Raw genomic sequence first — 14,792 nt, 5'->3', positions numbered from 1 at the left:
CACCTCACTATTTCGTCTTTTCTGTGCGGACCAATTCCCGCTTCAATATTTTGCCGACGGCCGTTTTCGGGAGCTCTTCTAGAAATTCAATCGCCTTTGGAACTTTATACGACGCAAGCTTCTCTTTGCAATACGATTCAATATCTTCCTCACGAAGCAACGCATCCTTATCCTTAACAACAAAAGCCTTCACCGTCTCGCCCCGGTATGCATCAGCACACCAATCACAGCCGCTTCCTGCACACCCGGAATCTTGTAAATCACACCCTCCACCTCAATCGGATACACATTAAAACCACTCGCAATAATCATCTCTTTCTTACGACCGACAATGAAGAAATAGCCATCCTCGTCCATCTTCGCTAAGTCCCCGGTATACAACCAGCCATCACGAATCGCATTCCTCGTCTCGTCAGGCAGTTTATAATACTCCTTCATAATCTGTGGACCCGCAATAACAAGCTCTCCGACCTCACCCGCCGGCAAGTCAACCGCACCCGTAGCGATGTCAACGATTTTCGATTTCGTATTCGGAATCGGCACCCCGATACTCCCCGTCTTTTGCATCCCGTCCAGCGGATTTCGATGCGTAACTGGCGACGCCTCTGATAAACCAAACCCTTCTAGCACCGGCGATGTCGTTAATCCATTCACTTTCTTGATCACCTCAACCGGCAGCGGCGCCGAGCCACTCGTAAACACCGATAAGGAAGAGAGATCAAACGGTTTCCTTTGATAATACTGAAGCAATGCCATATACATCGTCGGCACGCCTGGAAAACTCGTCGGTTTCTCGGTCTCGATCATGGCCACGACTTGCTCTACATCGAAACGCGGAAGTAAGAGCATGTTAGCGCCGCGATAGAACGTCAGACTCATCGCACTCGTCATGCCGTAGACGTGAAAGAGCGGGATCACAGTCAAAACCTTTTCGTTCCCTACATTTTGTTGAACGGTTTGAGTGGCAGAAGATTGCAACGTATTGGCAACGATGTTGAAGTGGGTGAGGACAGCACCCTTTGAACGCCCTGTCGTCCCACCAGTATATTGAATAACCGCGGCATCCTGTTTCGGGTTAATTATGACCGGGCCGTCTTCTATCGGTTCCTCTTGGGTCAACTCATCAAAGGAAGAAGCTGTTGTCAGTGACACAGAAATTACTTCTTTTACTCCAGTCTCACTTTTAATCGCTTCATACACTGGCTGTAAATCGTCGAGAACGATGAGCAATTTCACGTCCGCATCGGAAAGCACGTGTTGCAACTCATCGGGCTGATACATCGGGTTTACTTGCACAACGACAGCACCGAGATACAACGTCGCATAATAACTGATTGGATATTGTGGGCAGTTCGGCAACATGAGCGCGACGTGGTCACCGCGGGATACACCTCGATTTTTTAACCCTTTTGCGACACGCTGGACCCGGTCCAGCAGCTCTGAATACGTCGTCTCGACTCCGGCAAAGGTCATCGCCGGTTTTCCATTATGCTTCGCCACGCTTTCATGCAAAAGCTCAGGCATTGACATCTCAGGAATCGTGATGTCTTCGTACACAAACTCATTTCCCATACAAAAACCTCCAATCATCATTTGTAAGCGCTTACTTTTTATATTGCAACACTCATGCCAACCTGAAACTCCCGCGGTTCGGACATCCCGCCAACGTACCAATTCAAATATGAGTTATGCGAATCCAAGTATGAGTTGCAGGGAATGATGAAGCGTGCAAAACAAAAACGCACCCATCGTCGTGTAGGTACGTCTTGTTATACGTTAATCCCGTAGTTTTTCATTTTACGCGCCACCGTAGCCTGACTAGAATTTAAAGCGCGGGCGACCTCATACGTCGTCTTATGCTCCGCGAACGTCCTTTCTAGCAACTCCCGCTCTGCATTTTCCGCCGCTCTCTTTAATAAGTTATCCCCGCCATCTTGAACAGGCTTAGCGTAGTCCGCTGGCAAATGACGAACATCGATCATCATGTCTGGCACCGTAATGACGAGGCGCTGAATCAGATTCGCCAATTCACGTATATTGCCCGGCCAATGGTACGCTCGCATCCATATCTTGAAGTCTTCTGAATACGTTTTTTCTACCCGATATTTCCGGCTGTATTGATCCATAAAATGTTGAGCGAACCAATCAATATCATTCTTTCGCTCCCTAAGCGGTGGAATCTTAATCGGCAACACATTTAGCCGGTAATATAAATCTTCTCGAAACGTACCGTCTTTCACCATCTCTCGTAAATTCTGGTTCGTTGCCGAGACAATGCGCACATCTACAAACTTCGTTTTCGTACCACCAATCTACGAATTTCTCCATCTTGCAACACACGCAACAACTTCACTTGTAACGTGCTCGGCAACTCCCCTACTTCATCTAGAAATAACACGCCCTTGTCTGCCAACTCAAACATGCCTGGCTTCCCTTTACGCTTCGCCCCTGAAAATGCACCATCTTCATAGCCAAACAGTTCAGACTCCAAAAGGTCCATCGGAATCGCTCCACAATTCACCTTAATGAAATCACCATGTTCAGAACGGCGGCTTCTTTCATAAAGTTCCGTTGCAAACACATCTTTTCCAACGCCAGTCTCTCCCATAAACAACACCGTCGCATCCACATTCGCGACACGTTTCACCATCGATGAAATTTGCTGCATTTCTACATCTTGATGCTCCGCACGTTCGCCACTATAATCATTCACTTGCTTCTCTTGCAAATGTTGCTGGTACAAATACACCAACTCACTAATATCGCGAAAATTAATGACCACCTGCTGAATCTCACCCGTGTCATTAAACAGCGGCGAGCCTGTCATCACAATTTGTTGATCATTCGTCCCACCTTGAAAAACCGTAACCGGCTTGCGCTCAGCCAGCACTTTTGCCGTGACCGATTCCTGCAAGAACCCTCGCGTCACCAAGCGATCCGCACTTTTCCCGAGAAAATACTCACGCGGAATGCCGGTATATCGTTCCACCGCACCATTCACCAGCTTCGTCACCCCGTGCACATCCGTCATAGAAATGCCATCATACGACCGCTCCACCACATTGTACAAATCAAAGAACAAATCATCTTGAAATATAAGGTGAGAAAACAGACCGTCCTCGTCTTTAAGAAACGTCAAAGTGCGATAGCGTGTGCCATCGAACTGGACAGGTTGTTCACGCGACCGGGTAGCATATAAGTGCAACAGGAGTTCGCCTCTCACAGAAGGCTCAGCAACGTCGAACCATTCATAGAACACGTCGTTCGCTTGGACAATTTCACCGTTCATATCGGTCACAACATGAGCAAAGCAACGCTCCACCTCATTCATCCCCCTCTGTATAAGGTACGACTAAGCCTGAGTGCTCCATCGACTGGATGTGTTGCACGCGCTCATCTTGGGACATCTTAACGTAATTCACAGCGGATACGCTCACCATTCCTTGGTCCGCTTTTGCATCGTATTCATCAATGAACTCTTCCCATTCGTCTTGTGCGTCTTCGTAAAGCTCTACGAGCGCAGTCAAGCGTTCATCTCCTTTCGACATATACGTGTTCTCCATTTCTTTCGTCAATGTTGTCGTGTACACGTCGCCAAATGAAACGGTTTCCCCATCAGAATGTTCATATGAAATGTGGTGAATCTCATTTTCGTCAGCGTTTACACGGATGATAAATGAAGTCTGTTCATCCAACTGAAGCTCATAAACAACGTGGGTATGGTCATACTGTTCGTTTGCGACCGTCAAGTTTTCCTCAGCGGGAGCAGATAGGTCGTGTTCGCCAAGGTACGCTTGAAAGGTTTCATGCTCTTCAATCATTTGAAAGGTACGTGTGAGTGATACCCGGTCCAAATCGGTCGGTTTGATATCCAAGTCAATCAGTTCACGAATCGATTCGTCGTTAAATGCAACAGTAAATGATAGCTCATCGTCTTGATAAATCCGCGGATCATCTAAAAATCGTCGGCCGTTAAATGTGTATGTATGTTCCAGTACTTCCCCACTCGCCAATTCGAGATAGCGGAGCTCCATCGTACAGACCGGCATGCCTTCTTCCCCGTAATCACCTTCGAAAAAATACCCCAGGTCCCCCATCTCTAACGTCGGGTGATGATCACAACTGCCGCTCGTATATTCAATTGGCTCATCTGAAACGTTCTCTACTCGGGTGTGGATCGCGAGCGTGTCTTCAAGCGTATACGTCTGATCTTCAACCGAAGCGGTAATCTCCACATCAGGCTCCGCTGGCCCACTCTCCGCACCACCCATCCCGCACCCTGTCAAAATCATCGCCAAAATAACGACTATGTAATGGTTTGTCTTCATCATTGATCGCCTCCCCGTCTATGTATTTTACTCCCTTTACACATGGAATTCCTGCACATTTTAGAAATCAGAGGGGAGGAAAGAGGTTTGTTAAATCGAGCTTAGGCGGCGGTTGTCGTGAACAACGCCGCCTTTTTTTGCATGGTAACCCTTTATTGTGAGAGGACACCACCGTCAAGTATCAACATCTGGCCCGTCATGAATGAGGCGGCGTCGGATGCCAAATATAAGACAGCCCCTTGCATATCTTGGATTTGACCGAGACGGCCGACCGGTACGTTTGCAATCATTTTGTCTTCAATTGGCGCGATCACGTCTTTCGTCATCTTCGTCGGAATAAACCCAGGGGCGATGCCGTTGACGGTAATGCCGTATTTGCCCCAGTTAACAGCGAAGTCTTTCGTCATCGTAATTAATCCGCCTTTGCTGCTGTTATACCCAATCGCCTGCATCACTTCAGGCTTCGAGCCACGAAAACCTGCAATTGAGGCAATGTTTACAATTCGCCCTTTCGTCCCAGCGGCGATCATTCGTTTTCCAACTGCTTGTGTCATGATGAACGCACCGACTAAATTGACGTTTACAACCTTTTGGAACTTATCAATCGGCATTTCTTCAGGGGGATAGCCACCCAAGATGTGCCGCTGTTATTGACGAGAATATCGATGTGCCCGTACTCTTCCTGAACAGCCGCGACGACACGCTCCACTTGTTCCGCGTCGGTGACGTCTAAAGCGTGCGCCTTTGCTTTCCCGCCCTTTTCTTCGATTCGTTTTTTCACTTCTTCGCAAGCTTCTACCTTGCGAGAACAAAGTACAACCGTTGCACCAGCTTCAGATAATGCTTCTGCCATTCCTTCACCAAGTCCACGACCACCACCAGTAATAATCGCCACTTTTCCTTTAAGGTCAAACAAATTCATCACACTCATTTTGCTGCCTCCTCCTTCACGCGATATGGCTTTAATTCTTGCCGGGCAATGGCACGTCGATGCACTTCATCAGGACCATCCGCTAAACGAAGCGTTCTTGCTCCTGCCCACGCTTTTGCCAGCGGGAAGTCATCGCTCACACCTGCACCCCCGTGCGTTTGAATTGCCCGATCAATAACACGCAGTGCCATGTTCGGTGCAACGACCTTGATCATGCTAATCTCTTTTTTCCCTTGTTTGTTTCCGACCGTATCCATCATGTGCGCCGCTTTTAGTGTGAGCAATCGAGCCTGTTCAATCTCTATTCGTGAATCAGCAATCCACTCTTGTACGACACCTTGCTCTGCGAGTGGCTTTCCAAACGGAGACCTCGCATACACACGATCGCACATATATTCCAACGACCGTTCCGCCAAACCGATGAGACGCATGCAATGATGAATTCGACCGGGTCCGAGACGACCTTGGGCAATCGCAAATCCTTTGCCCACATCCCAAAGCATGTTCTCTTTAGGCACGCGCACATTGTCAAACGTCACTTCCCCGTGTCCGTGGGGAGCATCGTCGTAACCAAACACCGGCAGATGTCGCTGAACGGTAATGCCCGGTGTATTCCTCGGAACTAAAATCATCGACTGTGACGTGTACGTCGGACCGAACGGATCGGTTTTCCCCATCACGATAAGGACATCACAGCGCGGATCCATAATGCCAGACGTCCACCATTTCCGCCCGTTGATCACATACTCTTCACCAACGCGCTCCATACGCGTCTCAATGTTCGTCGCATCCGAGGACGCCACGTCGGGTTCAGTCATCGCAAATGCTGAACGAATCTCACCCGCTAAGAGCGGTTGGAGCCACTGCTCCTTTTGCGTTTCATTTCCATAACGGACAAGCGTCTCCATGTTGCCTGTGTCCGGTGCCGAACAATTAAACACTTCTGGCCCGATACTCGTTCGCCCATCTCTTCGCATAACGGCGCATATTCAACATTCGTAAGGCCCGCACCGTATTCAGATTCAGGAAGAAACAAATTCCAAAGCCGTGCTGATTGTGCTTCTTTCTTCAATTCTTCAATGACCGGCGGTACCAACCACCGAGACGAAGCCTCGTTTAGCTGATTGGCATACACCTTTTCATTTGGTAACACGTAGTGTTCAATGAATGTCCGCACATCGCTTTGCAGCTGTTGGACGTTGTCACTATACTCAAAATTCAAGCTTCTTCTCCCCTTCCATCATGTAGACCGCTTGCTTGATCAGCTCACCTGCCATCGGACCGTACATCTTAAATCGCTCATCCTCGGTTTGACCCACTTTCCAACGATAGTAGATTTGCTGAACGATAACTGCTAGCTTAAAGTACGCAAACACTTGATAAAATAAAATATCATCGCAATTTCTGCCTGTTAACTGCTCGTATCGCTCAATGAATTGATTTCGTGTGAAAAACCCTTCATTCGTCGTCACCGACTTAAACCCATTTTGCAACCGAGGCGAGTCCCCCGCCTCTGTCCAGTAACTAAGCGCTACCCCAAGGTCAAATAACGGGTCACCCACGGTCGCCATTTCCCAATCAACGACAGCCTCGATGCCACTCAAATCCGTAGAAAAGAGCAAATTGTTCAGCTTTAAATCATTGTGAATGACCGTCGCTTCACTGCTCGTTACGATGTTTGCGAGCATCCATTCCTTCAGCCTCTCATATCCCGGTTCATCCTCGGCTTTCACTCGCTCAAACCGTTGGATCCAACTCTTCACTTGACGTTCCATAAAGCCTTCCGGACGGCCGAAAGCATCCAAACCAGCTGAAGTTGGATCAACCCGATGCAAATCCGCTAACAGCCGTACAAACATTTCCGATATGTTCCGCGCTTGTTCCGCCGTTGGCTGGACACCTGATGTTCTCTTGTCGACGACAACGCCGCGCTTTCGTTCCATCACATAAAAGGTCGCATCCATCACCTCTGTGTCTTCCCCTATAACAAATGGTTTAGGTGCATAAGAAAAGACTGGTGATAGCGCTTTCAAGAATTGATATTCACGTTTCATATCGTGACCTTTTGCTGGCAATGGGCCGAACGGCGGTCGCCTGAGCACTGCTTCAAACGAACCGCACTCAAGCAAGTACGTAAGGTTTGAAGCCCCTGCCGGAAACTGCTTCACTACGAGCGGTTCATCCGCCGGAAATTTGTCGAATGCACCTGTAAGAAAGTTGGATAACGCCGACACGTCCAACCCTTCTCCCGGGCGAACCGCAATAGTCTCATTCTGCGCACTCATGTACAATTCCTCCCTCTTCTAAAACAGATAACGTCCCCTCATTCGTTACTTCAACGAGAAGCGACTGCGTCCGAAAGCCGAGCACGAAATCGAGCAGCTCCTGAAGATTTCCTCTCACCATCGAACGACCGATGCGACTCTTCGAAACGAGTGCGGCAATCTCCCGATCGGTATAACGAGTGTGCGTCGCAAGAATACTCGCATCATCTAGCTTCACATTTTCAAGGTCTAACAGCTCGAGAAACCGGGCAGCACACAAATAATCCTCCATTGAGAAATGACCGCTCGCACCAGAACAAACGATCACCACCTCTTCCGGGTTCACCGCCTGCACATACTCCGCCACCTTATGCACATTCCGGAAACTGCACAGCAACCGCTTGGATGCCGCGTCCGTCCTACGAATTGCTTTCGTACCATTCGTTGATAAAAAAATAATGTGTGCATCCGCGACCACATCTTCGGGATATTCTGTCGGGAGATGACCGAGCTCAAATCCGTTCACACGAAACCCACCTTGTTCCCCACCACGGATTGCGTGAATCGAAGGAGCTAGCGACGTTCGGACTTGATCGGCCTCCTCTAGTGAATCAACCGGGTACATACGTTTAGCCCCGCGCTCCATCATCGTAATCAGCGTCGTCGTCGCAAGCAACGCATCAATAATGATCACCATCTTCCCTCGCAGTCGATCACGATCAACCTCTTCCTTTGATAGCCACAACCTGCAACGCTTCACATCGACACCTCCATACATTAAGAACGTGCAAGAAAGATGCCAAGCCAAGAACATCAACGATATCCATCCGTTCTTCCGCTTGGCAATTCACATCTGAGTTGATCGAGTCAAACTTGAGTTAATTGTTGGGCGGGGATGGGGGGGGAAGCCAGCGGGAGGTGGTTCACCAAAGACGTGAGCCTACATACCGTTGTAACCAAGCAGATCCTACAATTTTTGTATAAAGAAGAGATGGTCGAGGGTTACATTACTGCGAAAATGATTGCAGTTGCCGAACCAAAAGACCAACTGGTCGATCGAGACTTGTATACATGAACTATAATAGAACACAAGGAAGTATTTTCATTTGGGCGGTGGTTTACATCTTCTTTTTCAGGTCTGTATGAAGCATTGTTCTTAGCTCTAGCTGTTGAAGCTTTAGTATATACGATCTCAAGAAACCAAAATAATGACGAAAACAGAAAAAAGTAGTCACCCCACCGCCTAAAGTTGTGGTAACTACATTTCGTTCTAGAAATAGAGGATAAGTACACCACCGTCTTTGGTGAAACCCTTTCCCTCTAATATTGCCTATCAGTGTGCAACCACTGGTGGGAGTAATAAGCCACTCTCAGTTTCCTTACATCCTTTGCTTAGTATAGTTAAGGTAAATTTCTAAAGCTCTAACTTCTCGCTTCGTAATATAGTCAATAATTTTGCTGAAATCAGCTTTAGCACCTGCTACATCTAACGCATCATAGTATCTTGTCGCGCTTCGACTTCGATAATAATTGGCAAATACCCGCAGCGCACTAATTCTAAATTCATAATCAAACGCCCTGTGCGTCCATTTCCATCCAAAAAGGGATGCACATTTACGAACTTGCTGTGTAACTTGGCTGCTCTTACAATGGGGTGTTCAGAATGGGCGATCGATGTTTCATACCAATCTAATAAATCGCTTATGTGTTCTTTGATTAAATAAGAAGGTGTGACTTTATGCGAAGCGCCTTGAATCAAAACCTCTTCACTCCGATAGGAACCCGCACTTTCATGAATGCCTCGCAAGATAATCGCATGAAGATTCCGAATGTCTCGCTCCGAGATTTGATTGTTTGTGATACTCTCCATATACAGAATCGCATCTCGATGGTTAATGACCTCTAAGTGTTCTCTCAGGGATTTTCCCCCACCAATGGTGATGCCATCCTCTAATATCGCTTTCGTCTCATTTAGCGTTAACGTGTTTCCTTCAATTGCATTGCTGTGATAGGTGCTGCGAAGGATATAATCTTTTTGTAACGAATGTAACGTGTTCACATTCATTGGCCGTTTTTGGTCTAACACTTCTTTTAAATTCGTTGCTTTGGCTAAAACTTCATTCATTTCATTCACTACCTTTTATTCTGACATACCAATCGTTATTTTATAAATCGTATTGAGTTCATTTTAATCCAATCAATAATCTCATCAAGATTCACGTCATGGTGTACAATTTTCAATGTGAAATCAACCATTTCTTGATTACTTGTCTTTAACTCATACCCATTCTTGTACAGAAACATGAAGGTAGCCAAGTGAGAAGTCCTTTTGTTTGCAGAGGCAAAACAATGATTTTGAGCGATACTCTGATAGAGTGCCGCTGCCTTAGCATAGATACTTTTATAATCATCCTCACCCAACACAGATTGCTTTGGCCTACTCAGTGCTGAATCAAGTAAATCCGGGTAGAGAACCTTGATTGATTCACCTGTTGAAAACTTCTTTACTTGCACCGCGTTCAAATAGATGACTTCCTTGGCTGTTAAATACTTAGTCGACATCCTATCGATCCACTAGCTCTTTGTAACCATCTTCGTATTGATTTAACGCCTTATTTAAACCTTCCACAAAGTCTTCATCATCAACAAAGTCTAAGTGTTCTAATGATGCCTTTTTCGAAAGAGTAATCGATCCATCATCATTTAATTGAAACGACAAACGGTCACCACGTTTCGCATTCATGTGTTTTAATACTTCTTGAGGCAATGTTACTCCATCCAACTTACCAACATTTGTAATTTTACGTTCCACTAAATTCACCGCCGTAACCATACTAATTCTTCCTTTTAGTATACCCTCACATTATAAATTTTATTACAATTATAATTTAAGATCAATTTATAATTGATTGATAAATAAATTCTTTAGTAAGACACAACGTATGCGTATGCATGGCGTTTCATTGTCTCTGCACTTAAAATAACTAAGCATAAGTTGCAAAACCCAAAGACCACCTATATAAGTTGAACTAAAGAAATTCACTGAATCGGATGACCGAGAGGGGTCTTTGCGGGTGAGTGCTTGCATAGTGTCTGTTGAAATTCATCTCGTTGCCGATTGTTGCTCGTCACTGCAAGGGTTGCGGGCAACAAGAACAACGTTTGCCGAAGGGTAAAAAGTTGTAACCAAGGCGCACTGCCTGGCACAAACATGTGATGGCCGGTCACGTATGTGACAATCCAACCTCAAACAGGGCACTTTCAGTAGTCAACTGTCACAAATCGCGATATTTGTGACAGTTGACTACGTTTATGTGCGCATTCACGTGTAAAATCATGATTTTCTTTCTCAAATGTCACAAATATGGATATATGGAGCATTTGGACTTCTTTCCACACACCGTAGCCAGGAGGCAGAAACGTGATGTCGCACTTATACTCTGGAGTGCATAGAAAACACGGCGGGCGTATTCTGGCCGCCGATGTTGCACTTATACTGTGGAGTGTAAGCATCCGCCTTTCGTTCCAAGCAAAAGTAGTGAATTAGCGACGTTACTGAACTGGTGTCTCTCAATATTGGCATTTCAACTCGATCCGTACACTTTGGAGGTCAATAGCAGTAGATCCCCATCCTTGCTACGTCTATTGTAAACAATAAAGATCGACCTCAAAGTCGATGAATTTTAGCCTTTAACGGTTGGTCTAGCATTGGTTTGTGAAGAAATTCTTTAGTTCAAATTATATAGATCGCAAAAAACCAATGACCTATAGTGGTCATTAAAATCTATGAAACTATGATAATTTTTTCGCGAGCATAACTTTAATTGCTTTTATACGTTTCCTTCTCAATGCTACAAAGATCTTTGCATACATCAAGAACCCTCAATTCTTCAGCCGAGAGCGTTGCGCGACGCCAGGGCGCGCGCACAGGCCATTCTGCGCTCCAGTTGACGCGTTGTGCGATCTAGTTGGCGCGTTTCAACGGTATTAGCGCTCTTTTCCCGAAACTTGCGCGCAGATTCAACCGCACCCCGCCACGCACAAAAACGCCCCGCAACGTGTGCGGGGCGTCTGATGATTATTTTCTTCCGAATAAGGCGCCTTTGTCGATGACGCCGGCCCAATCGTCGTCTTCTTCTTCGAATGGCGACGGGATGTGGCGGCGGTCGGGACGAGCGGAGTCACTCGCAGCGGCGGTTTCTTTTTCGGCTTGCGGTTGGGCACTTTGGGCTTCTTGGAAGAGCCTCATCAATTCATTGGCGTTCTCAAAGCTGCGAATGTCAACGTTGCCGAGGTGCTGCTGCATGAGCTGCACGGCAAAGGACAACGAGTCGCGGATGTTCTTCTGGGAATCTAGCCACTCATTGATCTTTTCAGCGTTCTCTTCTTTGTTCAGCTTCCATGTATAACTGTTTCTCATCCGGAATCACATCCTATACATAGAGTACTTTTTCGTTGAGAATCTTCAAACCATCAACGTTCATGTTAATCGCAAATTGCTCCGGCACCCAAATGACTTCAAGCTTCGCATCTTCAGCAAAATCAACGAGATCTTCGTACAACTCTTGCTTAAACTGAATGCTGCCGCCACCATATACCATGATGTAATTCACACGACCCGCCGTTTGCAACACTTTCTCCTGAACCGCCTCAAGCAACAACCGAGACTGCGTATACTTCGCTTCGCGGAGCTTCTGCACCGCATCTTTATGGAGCGTATTGTTGCGGTCGCGGTGAATGTCCATGAACTGCTGACGATTTAACTCCAAATATCCGCCAACTTCCGCCTTCAAAAGACGAATCGCCTCTTGCGTCGCATGACCGACACCAAAACGCTGACCGTCACTCAAATCAAGGACTGGATTTAGTTTTTCTGTATAATTAAATTCAGTGGTACCATCCCCAATATCGACGTGGACGATATTTTTCTCAGCAAGCTTTTTCGGGAACTTGTCTAGTTTCTCTTGAGAACCATTGTAGCTATACAGACTCGCGTAGTCACTTAAAATATCGCTATTTGCTCCTCTTAGTGCATACAGCGCTGGAATCCCTTCTTGCGTCACATTTACTTCGTCAAAAGATACGACGAGGTTGACTTGTTGCTCGCCAACGTGAAGCGTGACGTTATGCTTATGGTCACTCAATCTCGAGCGAAGCTTGTCTGCTTTCTCGTTCGTATGCTCACTTGCAGGGATTGCCGTTGATAGTTTGGCGTTCACCTCAAGGAAGGATGGCAATTCGTTCTTCTCGTTGTAGTGGTTCGTCACTTCGTGGCTTGCGACCATGCCGAGCAGCACGACGATCGGTAAGTCATGCTTGTACTTGTTGCCGAGTTTAATGTTCATGTTCTCGACATCAGACGAGCGGCTTGCGCGCTTGCCGATCATGAACAGTCCGTCATGTCGAATCGACGTGGAAGAAACGTTGACGAGTAATTCTTCGTCGAGGTTCATCATCGATTTCTCAACATCTTGTTCTTGGTTTTCTGGTTTAGAGAAAAGTCGTTTAATAACTGACGGCTGTTTCATAAAGACGTCATCCATGTATACCTTTGTTTCTGAGTTTCCTAGATCGGCTGCGATTAGCATCAATCAGCTCTCCTTTTATCGTTCATATTTGTCAAAAGAAACCACAAAGGAATCTTTTAAACTTTTTCTATGGTTTCCTTATGGAATATCATACTGAAAATTACTAGGAAATGGAATGAGAAATTTATCGTAGTTTTCAAGACTCCTGACAAAAGGTTGCAAAAAGATTCCTTTTTCGACAAAACGTTCCGACCTGTTCTTCATTTATTCATTTCGAGATTTGGGCTGGAAATCCTTTTCTTTCCGCCGAAATAATAAGTGAAGGAGTGACACGATGGAAATTTTTCTATTCCTATTACTTGCGATCGGTGCCCTCGTAGGGGTTGCGGTCTATTTCGTACCGACTATTATTGCTTTTGCAAGAAACAAGCAGAACAAGATTGCGATTCTTGTTTTGAATCTATTAGCAGGATGGACGTTTCTTGGCTGGGTAGGCTCATTGGTTTGGGCATTACTCAAAGATTAGGCACGCTTCGGCGTGTCTTTTTTATGTATTGTTGCATATATGTGGGTATTATGTCATATTCATGATACATATTATTCAAATGTAGGGAGAACATCTATGAAAAAACAACTACGAAGAAACTCTTGTGGAATCGTCGCCATTTTCACAGCTTCACTCGTGCTTGCCGGTTGTTCGGTTGATGCTGAGCTCGAAGAAGATACCGCAAGTGCGGTCGAAAAACTCGAGGTTGAAGAAGTCGAAGAAGAGCCAGTTGAACGTACCCCGGAAGAACATATGGATGATGCACTCGACGTGTATGATCGTTTAGTTACCGAACTGTACGCTCTCGCAGAAGAGCACAATTGGATAGATCCTTACTTAGAAGGCACGTTGGAGCCGATTGATTACGACGTTTTGGACGAGGAAATACAGCCTTACTTTTTGGATGAGACGTATACGGATTGGGTAGAAGTTGGCCGCTTTGAGGAGGCGTTCGCCCACGGGCACCAAGGGTTGGACCGTGCTGAGGCGCTCATTGCGACCGACGTGCATGATGTAAATGAGGAAGAGTTGTCGGTATCCTACTATACGTTTGGCACGGGTCCCGTTGCGCCAGGAAAGGCCATTCTCATGTTCGAAGCTCAGGATGATGCGTGGGTATTTGCAGGGTATAATTATGAGGAAGATTTGGGATCAATTTCAGTGAGTCTGGAAGAATTTGAAAACTATATTGCTAAAAACCATCCGATGCCGAAGTGCTTGGTGAGTTCGAAGACGCGGGCGAGACAATTTTCGTCGCCGTAAGTGCCGAGCGCGGAATTTATGGATACACAGAAGGCGCTGAGCCAGTGATGCATGATATACCGACGAGCATTTTTTCTGATACGGATACTAGCGCAGAGGAAGCCGTTGAAGACCAGTTTGAAGCCGCCCCTCCGACAATTGAAGGGACATGGGTGAGCAATTTCGGGAACATGAATATTTGGAACGTGACTGACACATCGTTTGAATTTGAAACCGTACTGTCAATGGGCGGCGTGGCTGCAATCGGTACGAGCGATGGCGGTACCGTCGAACGAGGTGTCGATACTGCTGACCTACACCGTCCAATATGACGGCTTTGAACCGTGCGTGATTACGTTCAACTTTAACACCGACCAGCTATCACTCACCGAAACGATCGGCTGCATCGCTTCATGGGGGCAAGCGCAACCTTTGCCGTTGATTTTGTGAAGG

General features: G+C 46.5%; 15 protein-coding genes and 3 pseudogenes. 4 read left to right on the top strand and 14 right to left on the bottom strand.

The genetic code is table 11. The features are described from left to right. Positions 1–7 precede the first annotated feature (7 nt). From JCM19037_RS29155 to JCM19037_RS05835, 9 genes and pseudogenes are all read right to left on the bottom strand, one after another. Positions 8–193 (bottom strand): hypothetical protein, encoded by a 186-nt coding sequence (locus JCM19037_RS29155; RefSeq protein WP_307189734.1) that lies wholly within the window; start codon positions 191–193, stop codon positions 8–10. Then, complete coding sequence (locus JCM19037_RS05865; RefSeq protein WP_307189733.1) at positions 190–1,572, bottom strand: AMP-binding protein; 1,383 nt, start codon at positions 1,570–1,572, stop codon at positions 190–192. The genes JCM19037_RS29155 and JCM19037_RS05865 overlap by 4 nt, the downstream gene beginning before the upstream one ends. Positions 1,573–1,769: 197 nt before the next feature. After that, positions 1,770–1,982: a hypothetical protein gene (locus tag JCM19037_RS26805; protein ID WP_238544574.1), complete on the bottom strand. Its 213-nt coding sequence runs from the start codon at positions 1,980–1,982 to the stop codon at positions 1,770–1,772. Positions 1,983–2,243: 261 nt separating this feature from the next. Then, a pseudogene (locus JCM19037_RS22170) lies at positions 2,244–3,289 on the bottom strand (sigma 54-interacting transcriptional regulator); the annotation flags it as partial. A 34-nt stretch (positions 3,290–3,323) separates the two neighbouring features. Then, entirely contained in the window at positions 3,324–4,331 is a 1,008-nt protein-coding gene (locus tag JCM19037_RS05855; RefSeq protein WP_042398861.1) for a hypothetical protein, read from the bottom strand. 149 nt (positions 4,332–4,480) lie between these two features. Continuing rightward, positions 4,481–5,259 (bottom strand): annotated as a pseudogene (locus JCM19037_RS05850) (glucose 1-dehydrogenase). Then, positions 5,256–6,481 (bottom strand): annotated as a pseudogene (locus JCM19037_RS05845) (acyl-CoA dehydrogenase family protein). Before JCM19037_RS05845 ends, JCM19037_RS05850 begins: the two co-directional pseudogenes overlap by 4 nt. After that, on the bottom strand, positions 6,471–7,544 hold the full coding sequence (locus JCM19037_RS05840; protein WP_042398855.1) for a phosphotransferase family protein: 1,074 nt from the start codon (positions 7,542–7,544) through the stop codon (positions 6,471–6,473). Before JCM19037_RS05840 ends, JCM19037_RS05845 begins: the two are co-directional and overlap by 11 nt. Then, positions 7,528–8,283 carry a 2-phosphosulfolactate phosphatase gene (locus tag JCM19037_RS05835; protein WP_042398852.1) on the bottom strand — a complete coding sequence of 252 codons (756 nt, stop codon included), beginning with the start codon at positions 8,281–8,283 and terminating at the stop codon, positions 7,528–7,530. Before JCM19037_RS05835 ends, JCM19037_RS05840 begins: the two co-directional genes overlap by 17 nt. A 174-nt stretch (positions 8,284–8,457) precedes the next feature. Between JCM19037_RS05835 and JCM19037_RS25550 the strand changes: the two genes are divergently transcribed. Further along, the gene (locus JCM19037_RS25550) at positions 8,458–8,598 is read left to right on the top strand and encodes a hypothetical protein (protein ID WP_193744671.1); all 141 of its coding nucleotides are present in this window, start codon (positions 8,458–8,460) and stop codon (positions 8,596–8,598) included. 411 nt (positions 8,599–9,009) lie between these two features. Here the strand turns inward: JCM19037_RS25550 and JCM19037_RS05825 are convergent, their stop codons facing one another. The 5 genes from JCM19037_RS05825 to JCM19037_RS05805 all read right to left on the bottom strand — a co-directional run bounded on the left by JCM19037_RS05825 (position 9,010) and on the right by JCM19037_RS05805 (position 13,111). Then, positions 9,010–9,648, bottom strand: coding sequence for a Fic family protein (locus tag JCM19037_RS05825; RefSeq protein WP_052363588.1), 639 nt, complete (start codon positions 9,646–9,648; stop codon positions 9,010–9,012). Between the two features lie 35 nt (positions 9,649–9,683). Next, positions 9,684–10,085, bottom strand: coding sequence for a type II toxin-antitoxin system death-on-curing family toxin (locus tag JCM19037_RS05820; RefSeq protein ID WP_042398846.1), 402 nt, complete (start codon positions 10,083–10,085; stop codon positions 9,684–9,686). 1 nt (position 10,086) lies between these two features. Beyond that, positions 10,087–10,356: an AbrB/MazE/SpoVT family DNA-binding domain-containing protein gene (locus JCM19037_RS05815; RefSeq protein ID WP_042398843.1), complete on the bottom strand. Its 270-nt coding sequence runs from the start codon at positions 10,354–10,356 to the stop codon at positions 10,087–10,089. 1,245 nt (positions 10,357–11,601) lie between these two features. Next, complete coding sequence (locus tag JCM19037_RS05810; protein WP_042398841.1) at positions 11,602–11,943, bottom strand: hypothetical protein; 342 nt, start codon at positions 11,941–11,943, stop codon at positions 11,602–11,604. A gap of 13 nt (positions 11,944–11,956) precedes the next feature. After that, positions 11,957–13,111 (bottom strand): ParM/StbA family protein, encoded by a 1,155-nt coding sequence (locus tag JCM19037_RS05805; protein ID WP_042398838.1) that lies wholly within the window; start codon positions 13,109–13,111, stop codon positions 11,957–11,959. Between the two features lie 274 nt (positions 13,112–13,385). On the opposite strand from JCM19037_RS05805, the gene JCM19037_RS05795 reads away from it, so the two are divergent. The 3 genes from JCM19037_RS05795 to JCM19037_RS05785 all read left to right on the top strand — a co-directional run bounded on the left by JCM19037_RS05795 (position 13,386) and on the right by JCM19037_RS05785 (position 14,671). Continuing rightward, positions 13,386–13,577 carry a superinfection immunity protein gene (locus JCM19037_RS05795; protein WP_042398832.1) on the top strand — a complete coding sequence of 64 codons (192 nt, stop codon included), beginning with the start codon at positions 13,386–13,388 and terminating at the stop codon, positions 13,575–13,577. A gap of 96 nt (positions 13,578–13,673) precedes the next feature. After that, a complete protein-coding gene (locus JCM19037_RS05790; protein ID WP_042398829.1) occupies positions 13,674–14,360 on the top strand; it encodes a hypothetical protein in 687 nt (228 codons plus the stop codon). Further along, positions 14,312–14,671, top strand: a complete 360-nt coding sequence (locus tag JCM19037_RS05785) for a hypothetical protein (protein WP_152548962.1) — start codon at positions 14,312–14,314, stop codon at positions 14,669–14,671. The genes JCM19037_RS05790 and JCM19037_RS05785 overlap by 49 nt, the downstream gene beginning before the upstream one ends. Positions 14,672–14,792 lie beyond the last annotated feature (121 nt).

Source organism: Geomicrobium sp. JCM 19037 (assembly GCF_000698105.1).
Lineage (GTDB): Bacteria > Bacillota > Bacilli > Bacillales > Marinococcaceae > Geomicrobium_A.
This window is presented reverse-complemented; position numbering and strand designations above follow the sequence as displayed.

Excerpts from the sequence above, each read along its gene's own strand:
- JCM19037_RS05795 (WP_042398832.1), top strand. The coding sequence starts at position 13,386 with ATGGAAATTTTTCTATTCCTATTACTTGCGATCGGTGCCCTCGTAGGG.
- JCM19037_RS05865 (WP_307189733.1), bottom strand. The coding sequence starts at position 1,572 with ATGGGAAATGAGTTTGTGTACGAAGACATCACGATTCCTGAGATGTCA.
- JCM19037_RS05855 (WP_042398861.1), bottom strand. The coding sequence starts at position 4,331 with ATGATGAAGACAAACCATTACATAGTCGTTATTTTGGCGATGATTTTG.
- JCM19037_RS05840 (WP_042398855.1), bottom strand. The coding sequence starts at position 7,544 with ATGAGTGCGCAGAATGAGACTATTGCGGTTCGCCCGGGAGAAGGGTTG.
- JCM19037_RS05815 (WP_042398843.1), bottom strand. The coding sequence starts at position 10,356 with ATGGTTACGGCGGTGAATTTAGTGGAACGTAAAATTACAAATGTTGGT.
- JCM19037_RS05810 (WP_042398841.1), bottom strand. The coding sequence starts at position 11,943 with ATGAGAAACAGTTATACATGGAAGCTGAACAAAGAAGAGAACGCTGAA.
- JCM19037_RS05820 (WP_042398846.1), bottom strand. The coding sequence starts at position 10,085 with ATGTCGACTAAGTATTTAACAGCCAAGGAAGTCATCTATTTGAACGCG.
- JCM19037_RS05805 (WP_042398838.1), bottom strand. The coding sequence starts at position 13,111 with ATGCTAATCGCAGCCGATCTAGGAAACTCAGAAACAAAGGTATACATG.
- JCM19037_RS05790 (WP_042398829.1), top strand. The coding sequence starts at position 13,674 with ATGAAAAAACAACTACGAAGAAACTCTTGTGGAATCGTCGCCATTTTC.
- JCM19037_RS05825 (WP_052363588.1), bottom strand. The coding sequence starts at position 9,648 with ATGAATGAAGTTTTAGCCAAAGCAACGAATTTAAAAGAAGTGTTAGAC.
- JCM19037_RS26805 (WP_238544574.1), bottom strand. The coding sequence starts at position 1,982 with ATGATCGATGTTCGTCATTTGCCAGCGGACTACGCTAAGCCTGTTCAA.